The organism is Methylophaga sp. (assembly GCF_030651745.1).
In genome coordinates this window covers 27,589-53,473 of sequence record NZ_JAUSCC010000024.1, presented here as the reverse complement: position 1 = coordinate 53,473, position 25,885 = coordinate 27,589, and the positions used below count along the sequence as shown (strand labels likewise).

Sequence of the window (25,885 nt, the reverse complement as noted above, 5' to 3'; positions counted from 1 at the left end):
GCTGGAAGTCGAAGCTGAATCTTCTTTTCTGGAAATGCTTGATGCCTTGAATGAACGGCTTATCGGTCTTGGAAAAGAAGCGATTGTATTTGATCATGACTGTCGTGAAGGGATCTGTGGCAGTTGCAGTCTGGTGATTAATGGTGAACCGCATGGCCGGCATCAGGCGACGACTACTTGCCAGCAATATATGCGTGACTATCATGATCAAAATGAATTATGGATTGAACCCTGGCGAGCTACAGCGTTTCCGGTGATAAAAGATTTGATGGTGGATCGCAGTGCTTTTGATCGAATCATTCAGGCGGGAGGGTACATCCCTGTCCGAACCGGCGCGGCACCCGAAGCTAATACTCAGCCAGTAGCCAAGCCGGTCGCAGACAAAGCGTTTGATGCGGCTACCTGCATTGGTTGTGGCGCCTGTGTAGCGGTATGTCCTAATGCCTCAGCTACTTTATTTATTGCGGCCAAAGTCAGTCATTTGAGCAGCCTGCCACAGGGACAGTTGGATACAAAACGTCCCGCCAAAATGTTAGCCCGTATGGAAGCTGAAGGCTTTGGCAGTTGCAGTAATTACCGGGAATGTGAACGGGTTTGCCCGAAACAGATAGGTACAGATACCATTAGCAAAATGAATAAATTGCTATATCAAGGTTAAATCTAACAATATTCATGTTTTAATAATCTCAAAACCTGTCGCTCAGGCAGGTTCTGTTGCCTTACTCTACAACGCATTTATCCCCTTTCGGAGTTTTTAGATGGTAGAAGATCTGATCAGCAAACTTGATTCGATGACGGAAAAACGTCGGGTAGTCTTGCTGTTTTCAGTCGCCGATGACGCGGTTGTGCAAGAGACTATTTTGCCGAAGCTACCGGAGCAGCAATGGGAGATACGACTTAACAATTTCCAGCTAGGGCAGCAATATCAATTTGATGATGATCAGTTAGTCATCAGCTATCTGAATGACGAAAGTTTACGTGAATTAATGCTACAAGCGCGTGAACAGGAATGGACAATCGGTTTATTGCCACATCCTGAGATGAAGCATGCTCGTTATGGTTTTGGTATCGCAGCCAGTTTTGACGAGGCGCTTAGCGATATTATGGAAAACGATGCCTCACAGCTTGATTTAATGTTGTGTAATGAACAGCCAGTCTTTAACTCGGTCATCGTCGGGCAGACCTTTACGTTGGTGCCAGGGGAAGCGATGGTTGAACCGTTCTGGGCTCGGGTTCGACGTTTCTGGCGACTGATGCGTAGTCTGAAAGAAGTACGGTTTACGCCATTCACTATTACCACACAGAAAGAGAAAGTCATTGAAACAGCTGCTTTTGGTGTGGTTGCTGTTGAACACGGGCGAAGCTCAGTGTTATCACGTCGTTTTATGGCGGATTCCAATGCTAATGATGGCATGATGCATGCGCTGGTGTTGGCACCACGAAGTGTGTTCGAAATGTTACGTTTTCTGTTTGCTTCGCTGTTTATGCGCAATATATGGAGCCGAAATAACCCACCATTTGTTGGTTTTTTCAAAAGCAGCCGGTTAAAACTGGAAACCAATAAACCCATTCAATATAGCCATGACGAAATGGTTTCTGAAGCACAGCAGCTTGAGTTTAAAGTCGAGCGACGAACCATTCGTTTGATTCCGGGACGATTGTTGGCCTTAGCAGAGAGTGGCGGCGAGCAGAAAGAAATCGTTCGTACTCAGGCATTGCCATTAGGCAAGGCCCGAAATGAACTGATCAGTTATCCATTGCCATGGATGCATCATGCTGCACCGGAAGAATTTAAAGATCTGTTTATGTTGATGCGAGAGAGTGCCAAAGCGACTCCTGCGTATTTAACCTTGATGGTGCTTTCGACTTTACTGGCAGCCTTCGGACTCTTTGCTAACTCTATTCCGGTGGTGATTGGCGCAATGATTCTGGCACCACTTATGGGACCGATTATTTCGATGTCTCTTGGCACCTTGCGCCAGGATGAATCATTGATGCTGGAAAGTGGTAAAAGTATTGCCATAGGCACAGGACTCGCGCTGCTATGTGCAATGCTAATCGCCTGGTTTATTCCACTGAATAACATTAATACTGAAATTGCAGCTCGTATCAGCCCCACATTATTGGATTTGGGTGTCGCCGTGGTATCGGGTATTGCCGGGGCTTATGCACATGCCCGAGCTGAAGTGGCCAAAAGTCTGGCAGGTGTGGCAATTGCGGTGGCGTTGGTACCACCATTAGCTGTTGCCGGCATTGGTCTCGGCTGGTTTGATTTGACCGTGTTCTTTGGCGCGTTTTTGTTATATCTGACCAACCTGGTTGGCATTATTTTGGCAGCGTTAATCACCTTTATGTTCCTGGGGTATAGCCCATTTCACCGGGCGAAACGTGGTTTGATGTTGACCTTGGTCATGGTCGCTATTTTGGCGGTACCCTTGGCTATTGGTTTTGATCGCATGGTGGCAGAAAACAATGTGCTACGTCAGTTAGACGGTCAGGAAATTGCCGGTGTGAAACTGGTGGATGTCCAGGTCCGGCCGCGCGATCCATTGATTATCAGTCTGACCATGGTGTCAAAAACCGCGGTAGATGATGAGGTTATGGATAAAGTTAAACAGGAAATAGAACGGCGTTTGCAGCAGCCAGTTGTATTGGAAATTGCTGTCAGGGTGATTCGATAAAGAATAGCTCAGACCCAGAGAAACAGGGTCTGAGCGGTCAATTATTAAGGCTTGCGAAAACGTAAGGTCATCCGGTCACTTTCACCAATTGCCTGATATTTAGCTTTATCAGATTCATTTTCAACTCGTAGATTAGGCGGTAGTGTCCATACACCATTTGGATGATCAGCTGTGTCAGCAGAGTTGGCATTGATTTCAGATTTTTCTTCCAAAACAAAACCTGCTTTTTCTGCCAGCGAAATCACATATTCTTCGGTGAGATAGCCGCTTTTTTTCATTATGGCAATTGAAGTGTCTGGTTTAGCCCGATGGTCGGTTACACCGAGAATACCACCGGATTTCAGTACGTCGAATATGGCTGAAAAAGCTTGATCAGCAAATTCTCCCTGTACCCAGTTATGTACATTTCTGAAAGTCAGCACGGCATCTAAGCTGGCAGGTTCGGCAAACTGCCAGTTGGTTTCAGGACCAAACTCAGTAATCACTACTTCATCGTAAAGTTCAGGAGAAGCCTCAAGCCAGGCGTTATATTCCTGGCGAATGGTTTGCCGGTAGGCTGAGCTTGTGTCAGCCGCAAATCCCGCAGCAATTAACTCGCCATCACCTTGTTTTAACCAAGGCGCAAGGATTTCGGTGTACCAGCCGCGTCCGGGCCAGATTTCGACGATTCGCATATTTTCGGTCACACCGAAGAAATTCAACGTCTCAGCAGGATGACGATATGCATCACGCTGTTTATTGCTTTCGGCACGATGGGGACTTTCAATCGTAGTCTGTAACAAATCAGTTGCAAATGATGAATGGCTAAGTGGAAGCAGTGAAAAAAGCAAAATCTGGGAATAAATACGTGGTAAAGCCATAAAATTTTTCCTATTTAAACCAATGTTAATTCTGTATTAACTGACTGCATGATACGCTCAAGGTTGCCGAAAACTTTCAACGCCTTTGGTCGTAAATTTGTCTTCTGAGTACTTAGCGGGTAGTTTTAAAGGCTATACCCCAATGTAACAGACTGAGATTCTATATCTGCCTGTCGCAAGTGTGCCCAGAAAAAACTCATTGTGATGAAGATACTAAACAGATATGACAGATAACAGAGAAAAACTCAAAATTGCCTTGTTAAATATTCATGGACTGATTCGAGGACATGATCTTGAGCTCGGGCGAGACGCAGATACAGGTGGACAGACACTTTACGTACTTGAATTAGCTCAGGCTCTATCTGAGCAGGAAAGGGTCGGTGAAGTCTTACTGATTACCCGTCGGGTAGTGGATGAAGAAATATCCCCGGATTATTCGCGTCCGATTGAGCAACTCAACGATAAGTTACGAATTATCAGGATTGATGCGGGTCCTGAACAATATCTGGCAAAAGAACAGATTTGGGAACACCTTGATACCTTTGCCGATAATCTGGTGGATTTTTTCCGTGAACAGGAATTTTTACCGGATATTCTGCACAGTCACTATGCCGATGCCGGTCTGGTGGCATCACATATAGCTAATCAACTGGGTATTCCCCTTATTCATACCGGTCACTCCTTAGGACGTGTCAAACGACGAAGGTTGCTGGCCGGTGGCGTCGATATCGAGCAACTGGAACAGCAGTACAAGATGAATCAGCGCATTGAGGCTGAAGAAATTACATTGGCGACCGCAGAGCGGGTGATAACCAGTACTCATCAGGAAATTCAAGAGCAGTACGAGTTATATGACCATTATCAACCCGCACAAATGCGTATTGTGCCGCCAGGCACCAATGTGCAGCAATTTACTCCGCCAAAAGGCGATGAGCTGCAAAACGAATTATTCAACCGTATTACTCAGCATCTGGATGAACCTGAAAAACCGATGATTCTGGCGTTATCACGCCCTGATAAACGTAAAAATATTGTCAGCCTCATTGAAGCCTATGGTCAATCCGAAATATTGCAGCAACATGCCAATGTATTGATTATCGCCGGTAACAGGGATGATATTGATGATTTGGAACGTGGTGCGCAGGAAGTGTTCCATGAACTGCTGGTCGCGATTGATCGTTATGATCTTTATGGCAAAGTCACTATTCCCAAACATCATCGTCGTGATGAAGTGCCCCTGATTTACCGTATTGCTGCTGCTACCGGGGGCGTCTTTGTGAATCCTGCCCTGACGGAGCCTTTCGGTCTTACGCTGATTGAGGCGGCTGCCAGCGGCTTACCGATTGTTGCCACTGAAGACGGTGGTCCCAGAGATATTATGGCCAATTGCTTAAATGGTGAGTTGATTGATCCTCTTGAAGTTTCCAGCATCAGTTCAGCGATTGAAAAGTTGATTCTAGACGACGTTTATTGGCAGCAGTGTCAGCAAAATGGATTAAAGGGCGTGACACAACATTATTCCTGGCATGCCCATGCAAAGCGTTATCTGGAAATCATTGAACCGATAGCCGCACGAACTGAAAAACTGTTACGCCTTCCGGTTGAGCGTCGTGAATCCGGACGCGATGAGAGGGCACTGGTCACCGATCTGGATTTGAATCTGGTCGGGGATGATGAATCCTTACAAGCTTTGGTAAATTTGCTTCGTGAACATCGTAAAAGTACCAAGTTTGTGATTGCTACCGGGCGACGCCTGGATCAGGCTCTGAAACTGATGAAAAAACATCGTATTCCTGAACCGGATATTCTGATAACCAGTAGTGGCAGCGAAATTTATTACGCCCCCAAACTGACACCGGATACCGCCTGGACGAAACATATTGATCATTTATGGTTACCTCACCGGGTCAGTAAACTGCTGGATGAGATTCCGGGACTGGAGCGACAGCCAAAGTCGGAACAGAGTCAGTTCAAGCTCAGCTATTACATTGATCGGGATCAGGTTGATATCGAAGACATTAAATCGTTATTACATCGCGAGGAATTATCGGTTCATGTGCAGCTGGCATTTGGTCAGTATCTGGATATTCTGCCGCTCAGAGCGTCAAAAGGTATGGCATTAAGATTTGTCGCTAATCGCTGGCAGATGCCGTTAGAACGTATTTGTGTTGCCGGTGGCAGCGGTGCAGATGAAGATATGATGCGCGGTAATACATTGGCAGTGGTGGTGGCAAACAGACACCACGAGGAACTGTCACAGCTGGAAGATTTCTCACATATTTATTTTGCCCATAAACCCTTTGCCGCAGGGATTATGGAAGCTATTGAATATTATGATTTTTTTGAAATCACTTCTGAACAAGCAACAGGTTCACGTTAAATGAGTGCAAAACTTTTACTCTGTACCGATATGGATCGCACAGTGATACCCAATGGAATGCAAGCCGAACATCCTGATGCACGGCGACGATTCCGCAAGTTCTGCCAAGCAGATAATGTCTGTCTGGTTTATGTGACAGGGCGACATCGGCAATTGGTAGAAAAAGCGATACGAACCTATAGTTTGCCGACACCGGATTACATCATCAGTGATGTTGGCACCAAGATTTTTCAGTTCAAGGATCAGCATTGGCAAGAAGTGCAGAGTTGGTGTGATGAGATTGATCAGGATTGGAATGGAAATTCTCATAGCGATCTTAAAGCCTTATTGAGCGATATTAAGGATCTGCAATTGCAGGAGTTCAGCAAACAAAACACTCACAAACTGAGTTTTTATCTGCCCTTATATCTGGATAAAGATGCTGTAATTGACGCCGTTCAGCAGCGTTTGGCTGCCAAACAGATTCAGGCCTCAGTCATGTGGAGTATTGATGAACTAACTAATGTTGGTTTATTGGATGTGTTGCCAAAACATGCAACCAAATTACATGCCATTGAATTTCTACAAAATCGACTGGGTTACGATGACAGTGAAGTAATTTTCGCTGGTGACAGTGGTAACGATATGCCTGTATTGGCCAGCCCGATACTATCCGTAGTGGTGAACAATGCTTCAGCTGAAATTAAAGCCATGGCGCAGCAACTTGTAACAGAAAATGGCCATCCACAATCACTCTATATCGCAGGCGATCCTGGAGCATTAGGCATGAATGGAAATTACAGTGCAGGTGTTTTACAAGGCGTCTGGCATTATGCCGAAGCGTTTAGAAACCAACTTGAAACGGGAGACAATCCATGAGTCCGCAGTCAGCCTTAGCCATTTTCGGCGAAGTTTTATTTGATTGTTTTCCGGATGGTGAGAAGAAACTAGGCGGTGCTCCGTTCAATGTAGCCTGGCATCTGCAGGCTTTTGGTGATAACCCTTTATTTATCTCCAGTGTCGGAGAGGATGAGTCGGGAGAGCAAATTCGCCATGCGATGCAACAATGGCAACTCTCAGCAGAAGGTTTACAAACCGATAAAAGTCATCAAACAGGTGAGGTTAAAGTCAGTTTGCAGGGAGGGGAACCCTCTTATGACATCATGATTGAACGGGCTTATGACTTTATTCAAACGTCCCATTTGCCCAACCTGAGAAATGATGCGGTGGTGTATCACGGCTCATTAGCACTTAGAAATGCGGTTTCTCAAAGTGCGCTCGAGTTTCTGACCAGACCTAAATCTGTTTCTGTGTTTATGGATGTTAATTTACGCAGCCCCTGGTGGACGAAGGAAGGCATATATACGTGTCTGGAACGGGCAAAATGGTGCAAGCTCAATCAGCATGAATTAGCTGAATTGGGTTTTAATTCTGCTGATTTGCAACAGGATATGACGCGCATGCAAAGTCATTTTCAGTTAGAGCAACTGATTGTGACACGAGGAGAAGAGGGCGCTATCGTGCGTTGCAATGATGGCGCATTTTATGAACAAAAATGTGTGGCTGCTGACAAATTAGTGGATTCGGTCGGGGCTGGTGATGCCTTCACTGCTATGTATATTCACGGTCTGTTGGCGGGATGGCCGGTACAGAAAATTTTATTGAAAGCTCAGCAGTTTGCCAGCAAGGTGATAGGATTACGCGGAGCGGTCAGCGAAGATCCTGCTTTTTATTCTGAATTCAGCTAGGGACTTAAAGATCAACAGACCCTAAAGTCATCACAGAAATATCCGCCTCTATTAATCAGGAAATTACATGTACGAACAGCAATCGCATTCGCTTTTGAATGCCATCCTGAATCAGATTGAGCCCGAATTTGCCAAACATGATCTGCGTTATTTCTACACGCGTCTGGGGGCTAACTTTTATGCGATTCATTCCTTGTTCGAGCGCCTCTATGGCAAACGCCCGGATTTTGCTGAACAGGCACAACGTCTGGTAGAGACCCTGGCTCGGCAATATATCGATCGGTCCGACGTACTACGGGCCAAAGATATGGAACGGGAGCAGGATTACAACTGGTTTCTCAGTCAGAAATGGGTTGGCATGGCATTGTATTGCAACGGGTTTGCCAAGAATCTGCAAGGCATGCGTGAGCATCTGCATTATTTCCAGGATTTAGGGATTAATCTGGTTCATGTGATGCCCATTATGAAATGCCCGGAAGGTAAAAGTGATGGCGGCTATGCGGTCAGCAATTTCCGTGAAATTGATCCGCGGGCCGGTGATTTAAACGATTTGCGAGCATTGGCAGATGATTTACGCCAACGCGATATGCTGTTGGTAATGGACGTGGTGTTAAACCACACCTCCGATCAACATGAATGGGCGCAAAAAGCCCGTGATGGTTATTCACCATACCGTGACTACTATTACACCTTCGAAAACCGTCATGTGCCGGATATGTTTGAACAAAGCATGCCAGAAGTATTCCCGGAAACGGCTCCAGGTAATTTCACCTGGAACGAAGAAATGCAGCGCTGGGTAATGACGGTATTTAATGAATATCAATGGGATTTGAACTATAGCAATCCCACCGTCTTTATTGAAATGCTGGATATTATTTTGTTCTGGGCCAATCAAGGTGCCGACATAGTTCGTCTTGATGCCGTGGCTTTTTTATGGAAAAAAATCGGCAGTACCTGCCAGAACGAACGTGAAGCCCATTTGATTTTGCAGTTAATGAAAGACTGCTGTCAGGTAACGGCTCCAGGCGTATTGTTTATTGCTGAAGCCATTGTCGCGCCGGTAGAAGTCACCAAGTACTTTGGTGAAGACGCCGTTATCGCCAAGGAATGTGAAATCGCCTATAACGCCACATTTATGGCTTTGTTATGGGATGCCGTGGCCACAAAAAATGCCCGGCTATTAAACCAAGGTATTAAAAGCCTGCCGGTAAAACTCGAACGCGCCACCTGGCTGAACTATATCCGCTGCCATGATGATATCGGTTTAGGTTTTGATGACAAAGATATTGAACTTGCCGGTTATGAGCCGCGTGATCATCGACGGTTTTTGATCGACTATTTCACCGGTAAGTTTGCCGATTCCCATGCCCGAGGAGTGCCTTTCGGTCAGAACGATAAAACCGGTGATGCACGTATTTCCGGCTCTTTGGCCTCACTGGTGGGTCTGCAACATGCAATCGATATCGGTGATGAAAAGGCGATAGATGATGCCGTGCGTATTATTGTGTTGCTACATAGTTTGATTCTGTCATTTGGCGGGTTGCCACTGTTGTATTACGGTGATGAAATCGGCACTACCAATGATGAAAGCTATCGCAATGATCCGGTCAAAATGGATGATTCACGCTGGGTACATCGACCTTTCATCGATTGGCAGAAAGCAGAAAAACGTAATGTGCCTGGCACGATTGAATATCTGATATTTAATCAGTTGAAAACGCTGATTGCTGTGCATAAAGAATTGGATGCGTTTGCTGATTTTAATAACCGCGATCTGGTCGATGTAGATAATCCGCATCTGTTTGTTTTTGAGCGATATCACCTGCAAAAACCGGCAGACAGAGTCTTGGTCGTCGCAAATTTTGATCGAAAATCACAACGATTGGATTTGGATCAATTACCTAGATGGTCGCAATCTCATCATGGTTATCTGGTCGATGCAATAACCGGACAAAGCCCTGAAAAATTCGGTAATACGGTGGTGGTCCCGCGTTTCGGTTGTTACTGGTTAACCGAAAAGTAATCGTTTTCAGAATTTACATTGATCATCACACGTTTTCCCACCAACTAAACGGGCAATGGGATGACGAAAACGGGCAAAAACCAGATAGGCTAAATCTGCAAACCAGCGAATCACCGGCCAACGCAGGATTTGTAGCCATTTATGATGGCCTACAAGACCCCATGCTTTGGCTGTAACATCTAACCCTGTAATGATTTGGCCATTCGCCAATTGACCATGCAATCGTTTATCAGCGCTAACCACATCAATGTAGGGATAACGATAAACAAAATCGATGGCATGAATATCTTCAAAATGCAGCTTTTTCCGGGTATCTAATTGCTTAAGCAAAGCAATTTCTTTTGTACACAAAGGGCAGTGCCCATCAAAAAATACGGTCAACTGATGCATGGTTTTTGCTCTACTGTAAAGTGTGCCAATCAGACGTTATTTTTCTGACTTAGTTCTACTTTGAACCGAACCTATATCCCTCAAGACAGTCTGTGAACTGACTGCATTTAACACCATCACCGGAGTGTCAAAACCTATGACCACAGGATTATTCTGGTTTACCAACGATCTGCGACTGCATGACCAACCCGCATTATGGAAAATGCAGTCGGTCGATAAACTGATCTGTGTATTTTGTATTGATCCACAATGGTTCAGACCTAATGGTTTAAATGCCAAAGCGATGGGAGAAAGACGCTTACAGTTTTTATATGAATCTCTGGCAGATCTTCAGCAGCAATTACAACAATTTGGGCAACAGTTGATCATCAAACAACAAACACCGCATAAAGCTCTGACAGAATTAATTGAGTTTTATAACGTTGATATTATCGTTCGCAGTCAGCATGCAGGTGTTTACGAAAACAGGCATTGGCATTTGCTGCAGCAACAATTTCCACAGCGAAAATTTATTACCGAAGTGAGTCATACCCTTTTTGCTGCAGAGGATTTGCCGTTTGCTATCGGTGACTTACCAGACAGTTTTACCCAGTTTCGCAAACTGGTAGAGGACTTAGCATTGCCCAGGCCCATGTCTGCACCACAGCAGTTACCACCGCCACCAGGGCCGATTGCGATAGACAAGCTATCAACACCAATACACAAACCGTCTCCATTTTATGGTGGCGAAACCGCGGCGCTAGAACATATTAGTGAGTATTTTTCTGCGGATCTGCCAGCAAATTACAAACAAGTCAGAAATGAACTGGATGGCTGGCAACATTCGACCAAATTTTCCCCCTGGTTGGCTCTGGGCTGCCTGTCTGTTCGCCATCTGGTGAGTAAACTTAGAACCTATGAACAGAATAAAACCAGCAATGATTCAACTTACTGGATTTATTTTGAATTGCTGTGGCGAGAGTATTTTCAATGGTATGCCATGCGGCATGGCGCCAAATTATTTCGTTTTGACGGCATAAAAAACACCAAAAGCCGGCGTTGTTATTATCCTGAGCGTTATCAAAAATGGTGCAATGGCAATACGCCATATCCGCTAGTCAATGCCTGTATGAAACAGCTCAATGCAACGGGTTATATGTCAAACCGTGGCAGACAAATTGTTGCCAGTTGCTTTGTTTATGATTTGAATCTGGACTGGCGTTTCGGCGCAGCGTATTTCGAACAACAGTTGATTGATTATGATGTCGCCGCCAATTGGGGTAACTGGCAGTATATTGCCGGGGTAGGGGCTGATCCACGCGGTGGACGACATTTCAATATAGAAAAGCAGACCCAGCAGTATGATCCAAATGGTGAGTTTATCCGTCGTTGGGAAGGAGGGATTGATATTGTTCCTCTGGATTCAGTCGATGCCGCAGACTGGCCGATTATGCCGCCACCCAAACAATAATGGCTCGTCAACCAATCAATATTGTCTGGTTCAAACGTGATTTAAGGCTTGCCGATAACGCAGCTTTTCACGCGGCCTGTGAACAGGATTTACCCATTTTATTGTTATATATAGTTGAACCTTCGCTGCTGGCAGATCCGCATTACAGCCTGCGTCATTGGCGATTTGTCTGGCAATCATTGCAACAACTTAATCAACAATTAGCTGCTGATAAAACCAAGGTCGTGGTTATTGAAGGCGAAGCATTAGGGGTGTTTCAAGAGCTCCAACAATATTTTCAAATAAACACCGTTTTCAGTCATCAGGAAATTGGTCTCAATATCACTTTTGACCGGGATAAAACCCTGAAACAGTATTTCAGCCAGCAGCAGATAAGCTGGCATGAGTTTGCTCAAGGCGCTGTAATTCGTGCAGCCTCGACGCGAGATGATTGGGATAAACATTGGCAACAGGTAATGCGGGCACCATTGCTGGAAGCTCGGTGGCAGCGGGCGCAATTTATTATTGATTTACCACTAGTCGAATTCAGTTCTCCAGCAGAGTGGCAACAAGCTGATGTCTCATTTCAATATGGAGGTGAATTAACCGCGTTGAGTGTGCTCGCCGATTTTTTTGCTGAACGTGGTAGACACTATCACAAGCATATTTCCAGCCCGGATCTAAGTCGTCAAACCTGCTCCAGAATGTCGCCGTATCTTGCCTGGGGCAATATCAGCCTTCGGCAGGTTTATCAACAATTACTGCAGCACTGGAATGATCCTGGCTGGCGCAGACCCTTGGCTGCATTTGCCTCAAGGCTGCACTGGCATTGCCATTTTATGCAGAAATTTGAGAGTGAAACGGCGATGGAATATCGCCCGGTAAATCGTGGTTATCAAAACTATCCCTGGCGAGAAGATAAACAGTCGGAAGTCGATTTATTAGCATGGCAACACGGTAAAACTGGTTTTCCATTGGTGGATGCCAGCATGCGCTGTTTGATAGCTACTGGGTATATCAATTTTCGAATGCGTGCGATGTTAGTGAGTTTTTTATGTCATCAACTGCATATCGATTGGCAACGCGGGAGTTATCATTTAGCTCAGATCTTTTTGGATTTTGAACCAGGTATTCACTATCCACAGCTACAAATGCAGGCAGGCGTGACTGGCACCAACACGATTCGAATTTACAATCCAACCAAGCAAGCCGAAGAGCAGGATCCAGAAGGCAAGTTTATCCGTGAATGGTTACCCGAGCTGAGCGAATTGCCCAATGAGATTATTCATCGACCATGGGAAGTCACGCCAATGGAGTCGATGATGTTAAATTTTGAGTTAGGGCGAGATTACCCATTTCCCATTGTTGATATTAAAGCTACCTCAAAACAAAGCCGGGATAGTTTATGGGCCTGGCGTAAACGAGGAGATGTTCAGCAGGAAAATCAGCGCATATTACGTCGTCATGTGCGCTTAAGCTCTCGTTAACCACTACGAATTGCCATTCAGTTAGTCAAGCACTGATAATATGGCTTGAACACCCTTAATTTTATTTTCCGGAGAATATATGACACTAGCCTTTGCTGCGGTGGTGGTTGGTCTAGCCTTGTTAGTTTGGAGTGCAGATCGATTTATTGATGGTGCCGCCGTGTCCGCCCGATATTTTGGTATGCCACCTTTGTTAATCGGCATGGTAATTGTGGGGTTTGGTACTTCGGCTCCGGAAATGGTGGTATCAGCAATAGCGGCAACGCAAGGAAATCCGGGGTTGGCGCTGGGCAATGCATATGGTTCAAACATCACTAATATCGCGTTGATCTTGGGGTTGACAGCGGTATTAAGTCCTATTGCCGTGCATTCTCAGGTTTTACGCAAAGAATTACCGATTCTGATTGGCGTTACAGCATTAGCCGCATGGCAATTAGCCGATGGAACGTTATCCAGATTTGATGCCGGTATTTTGATATTGGTATTTTTTATCTTGATGGGCTGGACCATTTATCAGGGCATGAGGAAGTCGCCGGATGCGTTTGGCACAGAAATGGAAGCTGAATTTAACACTGAAACCATGAGCCTGAAAAAAGCCTTGATATGGTTATTTATCGGCCTGGTTTTATTGATTATCAGTTCACGAATTTTAGTATGGGGCGCTGTTGAAATTGCCGTCGCTTTTGGAGTTAGTGACCTGATTATTGGTTTAACGGTGGTGGCTATCGGTACCTCATTACCAGAGTTAGCTTCATCGTTAATTGCAGTGAAAAAAGGCGAACACGATATCGCGCTGGGCAATGTAATTGGCTCAAATTTGTTTAACACATTGGCTGTGGTCGGTATTGCCGGATTGATTCACCCGTTTGCGGTGCCAGCTGAAGTACTTTCGCGTGATGTCGTCGTGATGGCTGGATTGACTATTCTATTGTTTATCTTTGGCTTTGGGATCGGCAGACAAGGACGAATCAATCGACTTGAAGGGGGCTTTTTCATGCTGGTGTTTGTTGCTTATACCGCTTATCTAATCAGTACTATCGTGACCTGAACCCGGAGCTTGGCATGATGCAGTGGTTATTACAGTTTTGGGAGCAGAACTCAGCATTAATTCTAGCTATTGGTTATAAGCTGGTGATGACGGTGGTGGTATTGATAGCGGCTACCGTCATCTCTCGTTTGATACGACGGGTATTTACCAATACCAATTTCAAGTTAAAGAGTATCGATCCTGCTGTCATCAAGTTATTCAGCTCAACTATGGCCTACCTGGTCTATGCCGTCGCTGTATTAATTATTCTCGATATGTTCGGTTTTAATACTGCAAGTATTATTGCCTTATTGGGTGCTGCTGGTCTTGCGGTGGGCTTGGCTTTACGGGAAACGCTAAGCAATATTGCTGCTGGCATCATGCTATTGTTTTTAAAGCCTTTCAAACTTGATGATTTTATTCAGTGTGGAGAGCTGGTGGGTGGGGTTCGTGAAATCGGTTTATTTACCACTATTCTCGAAACACCTGATGGGTTGTATATTTCGGTGCCCAACAGTCGCTTATGGGGCGCACCGATTACCAACTTTACCCGCAACAGTAAGAGGCGACTGGAAGTGATTGTTGGCATTTCCTATAGCGATCCAATTGATGTGGCATTGGAGGTGCTTCATAACGTTGTGGAAAGTCATCCAGCCTTGTTGGAAACCCCGGCACCGCAGATCTTTGTTTCCTCAATGGGAGAGAGTTCCATCCAATTACATATGCGAGCCTGGACAACGATAGATGTATTCTGGAAAACCTATTGGGAGTTAAACAAAATTGTTAAAGAGCAAATCGAAGCAGCCGGTTTAACGATTCCATTCCCTCAGCGGGTATTAACGCTGGCGGATAATTTAACGATTTCAAAAAAACAAAATGAAGTGGAAGCAGAAGCGAATTCAAAATTAAGTCAGCACTGAAATATATGTGACTTGCATCACATAAATTTTTGTAAGATACTCCCGCTCTTAAGTGTTTGATTACTAAGGATTGGGTATGAAGACGGGGTTGGGTGATGTCGATAATGAATGTCTGCAGGTCGTATTAGACATTATCAGCGATGGTGTATGGGATTGGCACGCGAATACCGGCTATGTTTATCGCAGTCCGGGTTGGGGTCGTATGTTGGGTTATCCTGCAGACGCCATCCCTTCTACTATAGCGTTTTGGGAAGGATCCTTGCATCCAGAAGATCGCGAACGTGTACTCAAACACTTTGACGATTACATCCATAATCACACCAGCATTTATCATCTTGAATATCGCTTCCGCAAAGCCGACAACACCTACTTATGGTTAGAAGACCGCGCCAAAATCATTGAGTGGAATGAAGATGGATCGGTCGCCAGAATGATTGGCGCCCATCGTGATATTAATGAGCGCAAAATGAATCTGGAGCGACTTGCAGAGCAAAATCATTCGCTTGAAGATTTAGTTGAAGAACGCACCCATCAGTTGATTCAAACTAATGCTGAATTAGAAAATAAAATTGCCGAAGTTCAGCGATTGGCAGAAACCGATACGCTTACTGGCGTGGCTAATCGTTACCGGCTGGAGAAAACCCTGGAGCACGAAGTAGAGCGTGCTGAACGTTTTCATCAGCCCTTATCCGTGATTGCGCTGGATATTGATGATTTTAAGATCGTTAATGATGAGTTCGGTCATGCCAATGGTGACATGGTGCTGGTGCAAATGAGTCGACTGTTGAAAAAGAACATTCGCGAAATTGATTTACTGGCGCGTTGGGGCGGTGATGAGTTTATGATTCTGTTACCTAATACCGGGCTTGAAGCTGCTGCGCATACCGCTGAAAAATTACGTCAACTTATTGTTGATGCCAAACTGGATAAGCGAGCCACAATCACTACAAGTTTTGGTGTTGCTCAATTGCGTCAGGGCGAGTCAGCTATGCGTTTATCTATTCGTGCTGACAACGCCCTTTATCAATCAAAAGAGTCTGGAAAAAACCGTATCAGTTCCTAAACTAGTCTTGCCCAGAGGTCGTGTTCATCGGCTTCTTCGAATTCAACTTCGACGATATCGCCAACTTTTAAATGGGTTGCGTGATCGATAAATACCTGACCATCTATTTCCGGTGCATCTGCCCGGCTACGGCCCACCGCACCTTCTTCAACGACTTCATCAATAATGACAAAATCGCGCTTGCCCACTTTTTGTTGCAAACGCTGAGCACTGATTTCGGCTTGTTTAGCCATAAAGCGGGCCAGACGTTGTTCTTTAACTTCTTCCGGTACTGGATCGGGCAATTCATTTGCTACAGCTCCATCTACTGGTGAATATTTAAATGCACCCGCTTTATCCAATTGAGCTTGATCCAGAAAATCCAATAATTCTTCAAATTCGGCTTCGGTTTCACCAGGGAAACCCACAATAAAGGTACTGCGTAAGGTGATTTCAGGACAAATCGCCCGCCATGCACGGATTCGTTCAAGATTGTTCTGTGAAGAAGCGGGACGTTTCATTAGTTTCAGAATACGTGGGCTGGCATGCTGAAATGGAATATCCAGATAAGGCAGAATCTTGCCTTCGGCCATTAACGGAATCACATCATCAACATGCGGGTACGGGTAAACATAATGCATCCGTACCCAAATGCCGAGTTCACCCAGTGCTTTGGCCATGGCAGTAAAGCGAGTGGCAATTTTTTCACCCTGCCATTCGTATTCGGCATATTTCAAATCCACACCGTAGGCACTGGTGTCTTGGGATATAACGAGAATTTCTTTTACGCCAGCGTCGGCTAAACGTTTGGCTTCAGCAATGACCTGATTGACAGGACGGCTGACTAAGTCACCACGCATTGACGGAATAATGCAGAAGGTACAGCGATGATTACAGCCCTCGGAAATTTTCAGGTACGCATAATGGCGAGGAGTCAGTTTGATGCCTTCAGGTGGTACCAGACTGATAAACGGATCATGGGGTTGTGGTAAGTGTTTGTGTACAGCACCAACTACTTCTTCCAGCGCATGAGCACCGGTAATTTCCAGCACCTGCGGATGTCTTTCACGAATCGTATTATCACGGCTACCCAGACAACCGGTGACAATAACTTTGCCATTATGGGCGATGGCTTCACCGATACTCTCCAGCGATTCTTCAACAGCAGAATCAATAAACCCACAGGTATTAACTACAACAAGATCAGCATCATCGTAATTTGCTGAAATCTCATAACCTTCGGAACGTAGCTTGGTGATAATGCGTTCGCTGTCGACCAGCGCTTTGGGGCAACCTAGACTGACAAAACCGACCTGTGGAGCTTTCATAAGCGTAACCTGTAACTGGGAGAGTGTAAAAGGCGGCTATTCTATCTTGTTTACTATAACGCTGGTAATCTTTCATAGCCGTCTCTATCGAAAAAGTGGATGAAAAACTGCTGCCATATTGATTACGATTTCAGTGACTTATAATCATTCAGATGTAGGCGAGTAATTGTTTGTCTCGGTATATCCGAGCATAATTTACCGTGTCAGAACACCCGAGGTGATTATGATGATAAAAGCAATTTTATTTGATATCAGTGGTGTATTGCATGTTGATAAGTTACCAGTTGCTGGTGCTATTGAAGCCATTCAGCGGGCCCGAGACGAGCAAAAGATCGTCCGGTTTGTGACCAATACCTCTCGCAGTACCAGCACGGACATGTTGCAATCTTTATTAAAAATGGGTTTTGACCTAAGTGTAGACGAAGTATTTACTGCTCCGGTGGCGCTAAGACAAGTGCTGCAGCAACGCAAATTACGTCCGTATTGTCTGGTTCACAAAAATTTGCTGCCGGAATTTGCCGATCTGGATCAGAATTCTCCCAATGCTGTGGTAGTTGCGGATGCCGCTGATGGTTTTAGTTATGAGAGCATGAACCGGGCATTTCAGTTGATTATGCAAGGTGCTCCCTTATTGGGAGTTGGTTTGAATCGTTATTTTCGACAAAACAATCAGTTATTGTTGGATGCCGGGCCTTTTATAGCTGCACTTGAATTTGCTTGTGATGTGGAAGCTGAGATTTTAGGGAAACCGGCCAAAGCATTTTTTCAAACGGCAGTGGAATCGACAGGTTTTAAAGCCGAAGAAGTACTCATGATTGGTGATGATATGTTTGCTGATGTGGAAGGGGCGTTGGCTGCAGGATTAAGAGCCTGTCTGGTGCAAACTGGAAAATATACACCAGGAGACGAAGAGAAGATTCGTTATCCCGGTGCATGGCTTTGTCCTAATGTGGTCGATGCGGTAAATCGGGTGATTAAACCGTCCTATGATTATTCGAACAGATAGGCGCCATACCCGACAACACTGTCTTTTTTACCAACCACATCACCTGAATTACTTAAGGCCATGATTTGCCCTGACATCTTTTCATTACGGGCGAACTCGAGAAAGCCACGAATGGCATCACAGCCGCAAGCATGAAATTTATCAATATCATGATTATCCATACTGATGATCGCTTGAGAAGTATATTGGTCAATTTTGCGAGCGGTTTCGTAATCCAGATAGTGGCTCAGATCAGAACTGATCACGATTAATGACTTAGCATCTTTGGTTGCAGTGCCCAATACATCGGCAATTAATGCAGAACTGGCTTTACCGGTCAGCAACGGCACAATTTCAAATTGGTTAAGCGAATATTGTAAAAAAGGTAATTGGACTTCCAGGCAATGTTCGCTGTCGTGTGGGCTTTCGTATGTTTCCACCCCTTTAATGCGACTTAACTGCGGATAGATTTTTTTGTCTACCGCCACACTGCCCATCGGGGTGGCAAAGTAATCTGCCTCACTCATCGCTACGCCTTTAAAGTCCGTTCGATGGGACGGGCCAATTAATACGACACGTTCAATATCATCAGCAATTTCTATTAAAGACTGATAAGCCTTGGCGGCAACCTGACCTGAATAGAAAAAACCACCATGCGGCACAATCAAGGCTTTTGCACGATGGTGGATATGATCTGAGGGGTTATCAAATTGTTTGGTGAGCAGGTCTTCCAGCTCGGTCGATCGGGCGGGATAATACAAACCTGCAACTGCGCTTGGGCGAATCGAAATCATTGTTTTTATCCTCAACTCTAAGGCCTTGGATGATTGAGTATTCGCTTCGCAATATGGATTTTCAAGCAAGGATTTAGCCGTAAAAATGATCAACACCCGAAATCCTGATTTTTCGGGCGTTGATCACTTACATGAAATTTTCCCTAAATATCAATGTGGTAGCGATGAGACACAGTGGTGCGCAAACCACTGATATTTAATAAATTATGCTTCGCCTTTAAGCAGTAAGGCTTCATATTCTTCCATGGTAATAATGCCGCCTTCCAAAGCCACTTTGGCTTTTTCGGCATCGTCAATGACATCCTGAACCGCATCCAGACGCTTCCAGACCGGAAGTGGTGTCTCACATTCAGTTTTAGGGACATAACGGGATTCGCTGATGCGTTTGTAACGATGTATATAACGCGGACAGTTTTGAAACATATCCTCAATGGTCACTTTTACCACCAGTTCAGCTTCATGGAATAAAGCCAGGTCTGCAGGATCACGGCTCAATTCGGCAGTGCCATGCACTCGTACCCGATGCGGGGTTTCAAAATCGATAAACAGCATGCCAATTTTTTTATTAGCATCAATATTCCCCATCGACAGATACATGCCATTGCCATCCAGGCTTGGGAAGGCAAGCGTTTTGTCATCAAGGATTTTGACAAAGCCAACATCGCCGCCCTTATGGGAACAAGTTGGAAAACCTCGATGATCAACTGTCGATAGAAAAAAGAAATCGCGGCTGGCGATAAAGCTGCGGTGCTGGTCAGTTATGTAATCGGTGATGATGGCTTCGCCAACCCGATCGGCGAGCTTTTCTTTATTAAATTCCTGTTGTAATTGCCGGTGCTGTGAACCATAGATTTCAGTCATATATTTCTCTCTGTAATGATAGTGAAGCTTATTGTTATGGCCGACAGTTGAGCATTGTCTCCAAGGCCTGTCAAATGGCTCAGCAATCCAGCCAAGGTGCATTACGGGAAAAATAATTTTGCAAATAAGCAATCAAGATCTGACTGCGTCTTGGTAAATAACGTGTTTGTGGGTACACCGCGTAAATGCCAAGCTCACTGTCGTGCATGTAGTCACGCAATATGACCTGCAGTTGACCAGACTGTACAGCTTGATAACAGATGAAATCAGGCGAAGTGATAATGCCTTGTCCTGCGATGGCAACATCACATAGAAAATTGCCATTATTGGCAGAAATTTTTCCTTGCAAATGCAGACTTATCGGGCTGCCATCCTGTTGAAACTGCCAACTTTCAGAGGTATTTCGATAATGCAAAATGGCATGACCATTAGTGAGATCGGTAGGGATGACGGGAGTGCCATGGTAGGCAAGATATTCAGGACTGGCACACACTACCAGCCTGGTGGACGATAGTTTTTTGGCAATTAATGTTGAGTCATCCAGTCTGGCGATGCGTATCGCCAAATCAAAACCGTCGGCAATCAAATCAACCAGCCGATCATTAAAATCAATCGACATTTCAATCAATGGATGTATCTGTTGAAACTCCTGCAAAGCAGGGCCCAGATGCATTAAACCAAATGAGACTGGGGCAGAAATTCGCAGTTTGCCACTGAGTTCGGCCTCAATATCTGATATCTGCGCTTCCGCTTCAGCAATATCATCCAGTAAACGCAAACAATGCTGATAATAACGATGTCCGGCCTCGGTTAGCGTTTGGCGTCGGGTGGTGCGTTGCAACAAGGTCACATTCAAGCGCTTTTCCAATTCTTTTAACCGCTTACTCACCGCCGATTTAACAGTATCAAGCTGTTCGGCAGCAAGGCTGATACTGCCGGCTTCGACAATACGTTTAAAAGTTTGCATATCTTCAATTTGATTCACCAACATATCCTCTTATTGTTCTTTATTTATCAACAATAATTTCTTTATAGCATTCTTTATCTAAATTTCAAGAACTATAAAATGGCACCGTACTTACTTAACAAGGAAATAAAAATGTTTAGCAATATTACCGACCTGACAGGACGAATTTTACTTTCAGTACTGTTTCTCAGTGCAGGTTTAAGCAAGCTTGGTGCTGGCTATGAAGGAACAGCTCAATACATGGCTGCTATGGGGATTTCGCCGGCTCTTTTACCGCTGGTGATTGCCACAGAAATATTGGGTGCGATCGCGATTATTGTTGGTTTTCAAACCCGTATCACAGCTTTTTTGCTGGCGGGATTTTCAATTTTATCGGCAGTGTTTTTTCACCTTGATTTTGCCGATCAAATTCAAAGTATTTTGTTTATGAAAAATATCGCAATAGCCGGTGGTTTTTTGGTGTTGATGAGCCATGGTGCAAAACGCTTTTCAATTGATGCAGCGCTGGCTGCGCGTACATAAGGAATTAAATGATGCAAAAATTAAATGTATTACATATTAATGCCAGTGGTCGTTATGACGGATCATTAACCCGGACGGTATCGACCCAGTTAACCGAGATATTGGCTAATCAACATGATGTAACCTTGCAGCAACGTGATGTGGCTACAGGTTTGCCATTTATCAACGAAGAATGGATTAATTCCAACTTTACCGATCCAGCTGATAGAAGTGAGGCACAAAAAAATGTATTGGCCTTGTCTGATCAGCTGATTAATGAAGTCAAGGCTGCAGATGTAATGGTTCTGGCAGTACCGATTTATAACTTTGGTATACCGGCAGTTCTCAAAGCCTGGATTGATCTGGTGGCCAGAGCGCGCGAAACCTTTCGCTATACCGAAAATGGTCCTGTCGGATTACTGGAAAACAAAAAAGTTTATCTGGTGATGGCATCAGGTGGCGTACCACTGGAAAGTGATGTGGATTTTGCCAGTCAGTATTTGAAATTTTTTATGCAGTTTATTGGCATTAGTGATGTCACATTGGTCAATGCCAACCACTATTTTGAACAGCCGGACAGCAGCGAGAAATTGGCTGCAGTGATTGCGGCGTAAGGAGGCCATCATGGCACAACAACGTGAAGTGAAAAAATGGATTCGAGGTCAGATGACTTCGGATGGGGCGGGGGTATCGTTAAGACGGTTAATTGCCTCGCATGAAATAGATATGTTGGATCCGTTTTTACTGTTCGATGCGTTTGGTAGCGATAAACCAGAAGACTATATTGCCGGTTTTCCACCCCATCCACATCGGGGTTTTGAAACGGTAACCTATATGTTGGCTGGCAAGATGCGTCATGAAGACAGTGCCGGTAATGCAGGAGTCATCGAAACTGGCGGCGTACAATGGATGACAGCAGGCCGTGGCATTATCCACTCAGAAAAACCTGAGCAGGAAGCGGGTTTGTTGGCAGGTTTCCAATTATGGGTGAATCTGCCCGCTGAACAGAAAATGATGGCACCACGATATCAGGAAAAAGCTGCCAGCGAGATTGCAATAGAAACACGCGAAGCAGGTTTAACGGTAAAAGTAGTTGCCGGTGAAACCATCAACGGAACCAAAGGTGTTATTGATAACAGTTTTGTTGAACCGGTTTATTTTGTGATTGATGCGACTGCTGGCAGTGTGTTTGAAGACAATATACCGGCGACCCATAATGCCTTTGTATACGTGGCAGCAGGGCGAGTCAGTATTGGCGATAAACCGACTTCTATCGGTGCTTCGCAACTGGCGGTATTAAAAGAAGGCGATGCGGTGAAAGTATTGGCTGAACAGGACAGTACTTTTATCGTTGTAGCCGGGAAACCGATTAACGAACCGGTGGAACGGGCAGGGCCATTTGTAATGAACACCCGCGCCGAGTTGGAACAAGCTTTTGCTGATTATCGCAGTGGTCAATTTGTAGCTTAATCCTAGCCTTCAAAGCTAAATGCTTTGGGGGCTATTTTTATCTGGATAATTAAAATTCTGTTCATCAGATGTTAATGTTCAGAGCAGTTTGTGTTCATTTTCTCTCAAGTTTAGGTTCATGGAGCATCGCTATGATGGAACTCCCTAAACAGCAAACTGAGGAAAAAATGCTTAATAAAACAGCTATGTTTTTAATTGCTTCTGTCACCCTGGGCTTGGCAGGCACGGCACAGGCTGAGGTCGCTAAATCCTGTGTATTGCCAACAAATGATGAGGTGGCAGGGTTATTTGAACGCTGGAATTCATCATTGGCAACGGGCGAGCCGGCACAAGTGGCAGCCAATTATCTGGATAATGCCGTATTGCTACCTACCGTCTCAAATGAAATGCGGACTGATACTGCAAGTATCGAAGCCTATTTCGTTGATTTCTTAGCTAAGAAGCCGGTTGGTGAAATTAATCAGCGCGTTATTACCACCAGTTGTAATCAGGCTTCAGATGTCGGGATTTATACTTTTAGTTTTGACGACGGACAACAAGTTCAGGCTCGATATAGCTATATTTACGATTATGTTGATGGACAATGGTTGATTCGTCACCATCACTCTTCAGCTATGCCTGAATAAGCTGAACAAGATTGCCGGGCAGATGCCAAATCTGTCCGGCCTAATTTTGTGACAGACAATAGCCTACACCACGCAGGGTTTTGATGTATTTGGTGTCAAACGGTTCATCAATTTTACGGCGCAAACGGCGAATATAAACATCCACCACATTGGTAAGCGGATCTTCATTGGCTTCCCAGACATTGGTCAGGATCCGCTCCCGGCTGAACACCTTTTCCGGCGAGGCCATTAATAATTCCAGCAGACGAAATTCTTTAGCCGTCAGCTCCAAGCTCACACCTTTACATCTCACCTGCATGGTATCCAGATCCATTTCAAGATCGGCATATTGCAGTAGACGTGATTGCATGTCGCTGTTTGCCCGATTTGCCAGAGCTTCAATACGTGCCAGTAGTTCTTCAAAGGCAAAAGGCTTGGTAAGGTAATCATCTGCACCATTACGCAAGCCTTCAATACGATGGTTCACTTCACCCATGGCCGATAACATCAGAATTTTGACCGGTAATTTTTGTGCGCGAATCAGCTGGCAAATCTCCAAACCGGTTTTATTCGGCAGCATTCGATCTAAAATCATCACCCGTGGCTGGTACTCCATGATGGCATGCAAAACATGATCTCCATCGTGGACCATAGAAACAAAATAACCCTCAGCTTTGAGACCTCGATACAGAAAATCAGCGACTTTTCGATCATCTTCTACAATTAGAATATTCATCAGGGATTAGCTTTCCATAAGCGGCAATTCAATGGTCGCCGATGTGCCAACATTTCGTTCACTTTCTAGATGAATAGAACCATGATGCGCTTCGACGATAAAACGGCATAAACTCAAACCGATCCCTAGGCCGTCAGGTCGCATTTGCCTGGCGTTTTCAGCACGGAAATAACGATCAAAAATAAACTCAAGGTCGGTCTCAGCGATACCGATGCCTCTATCCTGAATATGGATGGTCAGCTGTTCATCCAGGATAAATTCCAACTTAATCGTTGAGCCAGCGGGGGAATATTTCATGGCGTTATCTAACAGAATCATCACCGCTTGTTGCATCTTGTCGATATCGATATACAGTTTCGCATCGGCATTGAGATTTTCCGGTTTGAAATGTGTCAGCAGTTTTGTTGAATACCCCGAAAGCAATGGATCAGCTGAATTTTTTAGTTTTAACCAAAAGTCGTTAATGCTCACCGTTTTTAAGCGTAATTGTAATTGTTGTTCACCACGTACCAGCATCAACAAATCATCAATTCGATTGGATAAATCATTAGCAGTGTCGACAATACGTACCAGGCTTTCTTTGTATATCTGGGCTTCTTTGTCTTGTCCGCGCAAGCATATCTCTGCTTCTCCCCGAATTGCCGTGGCGGGTGTTCTCAATTCATGACTGACATCGGCTAGAAAACGTTTTTGTTGCTGTTCTGCTTGCTGAAGTTGTTCGAGTGCATGTTGTAACTGTCTGGTACGTTCAGCGACTTCTTGTTCAACCAGTTTGGAGTGGTTTTCTTCCTTTTGGATGGCTTGTTCAAGCCCAGCCGCCATTTGATTAAAACTTCGGGATAACATGGTGAATTCAGAATGTCCCTGTTCAGGAAGCCTATAATGCAGATTTCCCTCCGCCAGTGCCGAGGTACCATTTAATAATTGCTGAATGGGTTGGTATAACGATCGTGATAACACTAAAGCCAAGACGATGGCCGTGATACTGCCAAAAATCAACATGACTACTACCAGAAACTTGACATGTTTTAAGGCTTCAGCGGCCGCATATTCAGCGGTGGAGGAGCGTTCACGTTGCAAATTGATGGCATTGGCAATCACATTTTTCAGGTCCAATCCTTCAAGATTATCAAAGGTTTCAATCAACAACCGCCATAACTCGGCTTCGGCCAGTGGTTGGGTTTCTTTCTCTTCCAGATTACGCTGCAATGCTTGCACATTGGTTTCGAGAATCGATAGTGTTTTCATCTGCTGACTAATCGCATCGAAATCATCAGCTGTTTGCGCGAGTTTCTGATCCTGTAATAACAAGGTATTGATGTTTGCCAGATGGTCATACATCTGCTGTAAATAATTATCCCGTTGATCAATGGGGGACTCTTTGGTTAGCAGCGCCTGAGCCAGCCAGACTTTCAATCGCTGTTTATCAGCGCCTAAAGCAATAAATTCATTGAGCATTTGATTGGCAACACGACCACGTTCAAGATGGTAACTCGCCACACCCGAAACCCACACAGCAAGACTGGCCTGTAACAGGGTAATAATCAGCAAAAGAAAAAAGGCCAGATAAAGTCGATTGCGAAACAAAAAGGTCACTCCTGATAAAGTGATTGTGATTGGTTGTTTTCTAGTCTACCCGTTGGGTATAGCACACCACAATTTAAGATGATTA

The 25,885-nt window shown here is 44.8% G+C and carries 24 protein-coding genes; 16 read left to right on the top strand and 8 right to left on the bottom strand.

The genetic code is table 11. The features are described from left to right. A partial coding sequence (locus Q7V21_RS02165; RefSeq protein WP_304915702.1) for a succinate dehydrogenase/fumarate reductase iron-sulfur subunit occupies positions 1–658 on the top strand: 658 nt, incomplete at its 5' end. 100 nt (positions 659–758) lie between these two features. After that, entirely contained in the window at positions 759–2,681 is a 1,923-nt protein-coding gene (locus Q7V21_RS02160; RefSeq protein WP_304915701.1) for a TIGR00341 family protein, read from the top strand. Between the two features lie 44 nt (positions 2,682–2,725). Here Q7V21_RS02160 and Q7V21_RS02155 read toward each other — a convergent pair whose 3' ends face one another. Beyond that, positions 2,726–3,541, bottom strand: coding sequence for a class I SAM-dependent methyltransferase (locus tag Q7V21_RS02155; RefSeq protein WP_304915700.1), 816 nt, complete (start codon positions 3,539–3,541; stop codon positions 2,726–2,728). 223 nt (positions 3,542–3,764) lie between these two features. Here Q7V21_RS02155 and Q7V21_RS02150 point away from each other — a divergent pair, with 223 nt between their 5' ends. From Q7V21_RS02150 to Q7V21_RS02135, 4 genes are all read left to right on the top strand, one after another. Further along, positions 3,765–5,921 carry an HAD-IIB family hydrolase gene (locus Q7V21_RS02150; protein WP_304915699.1) on the top strand — a complete coding sequence of 719 codons (2,157 nt, stop codon included), beginning with the start codon at positions 3,765–3,767 and terminating at the stop codon, positions 5,919–5,921. Continuing rightward, positions 5,922–6,779 carry an HAD-IIB family hydrolase gene (locus Q7V21_RS02145; RefSeq protein ID WP_136553083.1) on the top strand — a complete coding sequence of 286 codons (858 nt, stop codon included), beginning with the start codon at positions 5,922–5,924 and terminating at the stop codon, positions 6,777–6,779. Continuing rightward, complete coding sequence (locus Q7V21_RS02140) at positions 6,776–7,648, top strand: carbohydrate kinase (RefSeq protein WP_304915698.1); 873 nt, start codon at positions 6,776–6,778, stop codon at positions 7,646–7,648. The genes Q7V21_RS02145 and Q7V21_RS02140 overlap by 4 nt, the downstream gene beginning before the upstream one ends. 67 nt (positions 7,649–7,715) lie before the next feature. After that, positions 7,716–9,671 (top strand): amylosucrase, encoded by a 1,956-nt coding sequence (locus Q7V21_RS02135; protein ID WP_069295307.1) that lies wholly within the window; start codon positions 7,716–7,718, stop codon positions 9,669–9,671. A gap of 6 nt (positions 9,672–9,677) precedes the next feature. Here Q7V21_RS02135 and Q7V21_RS02130 read toward each other — a convergent pair whose 3' ends face one another. Continuing rightward, positions 9,678–10,061, bottom strand: a complete 384-nt coding sequence (locus Q7V21_RS02130) for a thiol-disulfide oxidoreductase DCC family protein (RefSeq protein WP_069295306.1) — start codon at positions 10,059–10,061, stop codon at positions 9,678–9,680. Between the two features lie 136 nt (positions 10,062–10,197). Between Q7V21_RS02130 and Q7V21_RS02125 the strand changes: the two genes are divergently transcribed. The 5 genes from Q7V21_RS02125 (at position 10,198) to Q7V21_RS02105 (ending at position 15,987) form a co-directional block, all read left to right on the top strand. Further along, positions 10,198–11,511: a DASH family cryptochrome gene (locus Q7V21_RS02125; protein ID WP_304915697.1), complete on the top strand. Its 1,314-nt coding sequence runs from the start codon at positions 10,198–10,200 to the stop codon at positions 11,509–11,511. Further along, positions 11,511–12,977 carry a cryptochrome/deoxyribodipyrimidine photo-lyase family protein gene (locus Q7V21_RS02120; RefSeq protein WP_304915696.1) on the top strand — a complete coding sequence of 489 codons (1,467 nt, stop codon included), beginning with the start codon at positions 11,511–11,513 and terminating at the stop codon, positions 12,975–12,977. Before Q7V21_RS02125 ends, Q7V21_RS02120 begins: the two co-directional genes overlap by 1 nt. Before the next feature lie 79 nt (positions 12,978–13,056). After that, entirely contained in the window at positions 13,057–14,025 is a 969-nt protein-coding gene (locus Q7V21_RS02115) for a calcium/sodium antiporter (RefSeq protein WP_069295303.1), read from the top strand. Positions 14,026–14,039: 14 nt separating this feature from the next. Next, entirely contained in the window at positions 14,040–14,924 is an 885-nt protein-coding gene (locus tag Q7V21_RS02110) for a mechanosensitive ion channel family protein (protein ID WP_069295302.1), read from the top strand. Between the two features lie 76 nt (positions 14,925–15,000). Further along, positions 15,001–15,987, top strand: coding sequence for a sensor domain-containing diguanylate cyclase (locus Q7V21_RS02105; RefSeq protein WP_069295301.1), 987 nt, complete (start codon positions 15,001–15,003; stop codon positions 15,985–15,987). Here Q7V21_RS02105 and rimO read toward each other — a convergent pair. Then, positions 15,984–17,294 carry a 30S ribosomal protein S12 methylthiotransferase RimO gene (gene rimO / locus Q7V21_RS02100; protein ID WP_069295300.1) on the bottom strand — a complete coding sequence of 437 codons (1,311 nt, stop codon included), beginning with the start codon at positions 17,292–17,294 and terminating at the stop codon, positions 15,984–15,986. The two genes, Q7V21_RS02105 and rimO, sit on opposite strands and share 4 nt — an antisense overlap. Positions 17,295–17,517: 223 nt before the next feature. Here rimO and Q7V21_RS02095 point away from each other — a divergent pair, with 223 nt between their 5' ends. After that, positions 17,518–18,300: a TIGR01458 family HAD-type hydrolase gene (locus Q7V21_RS02095; RefSeq protein ID WP_304915695.1), complete on the top strand. Its 783-nt coding sequence runs from the start codon at positions 17,518–17,520 to the stop codon at positions 18,298–18,300. Here Q7V21_RS02095 and amrB read toward each other — a convergent pair. From amrB to Q7V21_RS02080, 3 genes are all read right to left on the bottom strand, one after another. Then, positions 18,285–19,073 (bottom strand): AmmeMemoRadiSam system protein B, encoded by a 789-nt coding sequence (gene amrB, locus Q7V21_RS02090; RefSeq protein ID WP_304915694.1) that lies wholly within the window; start codon positions 19,071–19,073, stop codon positions 18,285–18,287. The genes Q7V21_RS02095 and amrB overlap by 16 nt on opposite strands. Before the next feature lie 204 nt (positions 19,074–19,277). Continuing rightward, positions 19,278–19,934 carry a pyridoxamine 5'-phosphate oxidase family protein gene (locus Q7V21_RS02085; protein ID WP_136553087.1) on the bottom strand — a complete coding sequence of 219 codons (657 nt, stop codon included), beginning with the start codon at positions 19,932–19,934 and terminating at the stop codon, positions 19,278–19,280. Between the two features lie 79 nt (positions 19,935–20,013). Next, entirely contained in the window at positions 20,014–20,925 is a 912-nt protein-coding gene (locus tag Q7V21_RS02080) for a LysR family transcriptional regulator (protein ID WP_304915693.1), read from the bottom strand. 108 nt (positions 20,926–21,033) lie between these two features. On the opposite strand from Q7V21_RS02080, the gene Q7V21_RS02075 reads away from it, so the two are divergent. From Q7V21_RS02075 to Q7V21_RS02060, 4 genes are all read left to right on the top strand, one after another. Next, positions 21,034–21,423 (top strand): DoxX family protein, encoded by a 390-nt coding sequence (locus tag Q7V21_RS02075; RefSeq protein WP_168800146.1) that lies wholly within the window; start codon positions 21,034–21,036, stop codon positions 21,421–21,423. An 8-nt stretch (positions 21,424–21,431) separates the two neighbouring features. After that, complete coding sequence (locus Q7V21_RS02070) at positions 21,432–22,016, top strand: FMN-dependent NADH-azoreductase (protein ID WP_304915692.1); 585 nt, start codon at positions 21,432–21,434, stop codon at positions 22,014–22,016. Between the two features lie 10 nt (positions 22,017–22,026). Next, a complete protein-coding gene (locus tag Q7V21_RS02065) occupies positions 22,027–22,872 on the top strand; it encodes a pirin family protein (RefSeq protein ID WP_304915691.1) in 846 nt (281 codons plus the stop codon). A 131-nt stretch (positions 22,873–23,003) separates the two neighbouring features. After that, positions 23,004–23,498: an SgcJ/EcaC family oxidoreductase gene (locus Q7V21_RS02060; protein ID WP_304915690.1), complete on the top strand. Its 495-nt coding sequence runs from the start codon at positions 23,004–23,006 to the stop codon at positions 23,496–23,498. A gap of 40 nt (positions 23,499–23,538) precedes the next feature. On the opposite strand, the gene Q7V21_RS02055 is transcribed toward Q7V21_RS02060, so the two are convergent. Together Q7V21_RS02055 and Q7V21_RS02050 are read right to left on the bottom strand one after the other, a co-directional pair. Beyond that, positions 23,539–24,213 carry a response regulator transcription factor gene (locus Q7V21_RS02055; protein ID WP_304915689.1) on the bottom strand — a complete coding sequence of 225 codons (675 nt, stop codon included), beginning with the start codon at positions 24,211–24,213 and terminating at the stop codon, positions 23,539–23,541. Positions 24,214–24,219: 6 nt separating this feature from the next. Next, complete coding sequence (locus Q7V21_RS02050) at positions 24,220–25,800, bottom strand: cell wall metabolism sensor histidine kinase WalK (protein ID WP_304915688.1); 1,581 nt, start codon at positions 25,798–25,800, stop codon at positions 24,220–24,222. Positions 25,801–25,885 lie beyond the last annotated feature (85 nt).

Bases quoted from the DNA above. Each gene is read 5' to 3' on its own strand.
- Q7V21_RS02070 (WP_304915692.1), top strand. From the start codon at position 21,432: ATGATGCAAAAATTAAATGTATTACATATTAATGCCAGTGGTCGTTAT.
- Q7V21_RS02140 (WP_304915698.1), top strand. From the start codon at position 6,776: ATGAGTCCGCAGTCAGCCTTAGCCATTTTCGGCGAAGTTTTATTTGAT.
- Q7V21_RS02105 (WP_069295301.1), top strand. From the start codon at position 15,001: ATGAAGACGGGGTTGGGTGATGTCGATAATGAATGTCTGCAGGTCGTA.
- Q7V21_RS02160 (WP_304915701.1), top strand. From the start codon at position 759: ATGGTAGAAGATCTGATCAGCAAACTTGATTCGATGACGGAAAAACGT.
- Q7V21_RS02065 (WP_304915691.1), top strand. From the start codon at position 22,027: ATGGCACAACAACGTGAAGTGAAAAAATGGATTCGAGGTCAGATGACT.
- Q7V21_RS02115 (WP_069295303.1), top strand. From the start codon at position 13,057: ATGACACTAGCCTTTGCTGCGGTGGTGGTTGGTCTAGCCTTGTTAGTT.
- Q7V21_RS02085 (WP_136553087.1), bottom strand. From the start codon at position 19,934: ATGACTGAAATCTATGGTTCACAGCACCGGCAATTACAACAGGAATTT.
- Q7V21_RS02135 (WP_069295307.1), top strand. From the start codon at position 7,716: ATGTACGAACAGCAATCGCATTCGCTTTTGAATGCCATCCTGAATCAG.
- rimO (WP_069295300.1), bottom strand. From the start codon at position 17,294: ATGAAAGCTCCACAGGTCGGTTTTGTCAGTCTAGGTTGCCCCAAAGCG.
- Q7V21_RS02080 (WP_304915693.1), bottom strand. From the start codon at position 20,925: ATGTTGGTGAATCAAATTGAAGATATGCAAACTTTTAAACGTATTGTC.
- Q7V21_RS02060 (WP_304915690.1), top strand. From the start codon at position 23,004: ATGATGGAACTCCCTAAACAGCAAACTGAGGAAAAAATGCTTAATAAA.
- Q7V21_RS02125 (WP_304915697.1), top strand. From the start codon at position 10,198: ATGACCACAGGATTATTCTGGTTTACCAACGATCTGCGACTGCATGAC.
- Q7V21_RS02095 (WP_304915695.1), top strand. From the start codon at position 17,518: ATGATGATAAAAGCAATTTTATTTGATATCAGTGGTGTATTGCATGTT.
- Q7V21_RS02075 (WP_168800146.1), top strand. From the start codon at position 21,034: ATGTTTAGCAATATTACCGACCTGACAGGACGAATTTTACTTTCAGTA.
- Q7V21_RS02130 (WP_069295306.1), bottom strand. From the start codon at position 10,061: ATGCATCAGTTGACCGTATTTTTTGATGGGCACTGCCCTTTGTGTACA.
- Q7V21_RS02120 (WP_304915696.1), top strand. From the start codon at position 11,511: ATGGCTCGTCAACCAATCAATATTGTCTGGTTCAAACGTGATTTAAGG.
- Q7V21_RS02055 (WP_304915689.1), bottom strand. From the start codon at position 24,213: ATGAATATTCTAATTGTAGAAGATGATCGAAAAGTCGCTGATTTTCTG.
- Q7V21_RS02110 (WP_069295302.1), top strand. From the start codon at position 14,040: ATGATGCAGTGGTTATTACAGTTTTGGGAGCAGAACTCAGCATTAATT.
- amrB (WP_304915694.1), bottom strand. From the start codon at position 19,073: ATGATTTCGATTCGCCCAAGCGCAGTTGCAGGTTTGTATTATCCCGCC.
- Q7V21_RS02155 (WP_304915700.1), bottom strand. From the start codon at position 3,541: ATGGCTTTACCACGTATTTATTCCCAGATTTTGCTTTTTTCACTGCTT.
- Q7V21_RS02145 (WP_136553083.1), top strand. From the start codon at position 5,922: ATGAGTGCAAAACTTTTACTCTGTACCGATATGGATCGCACAGTGATA.
- Q7V21_RS02150 (WP_304915699.1), top strand. From the start codon at position 3,765: ATGACAGATAACAGAGAAAAACTCAAAATTGCCTTGTTAAATATTCAT.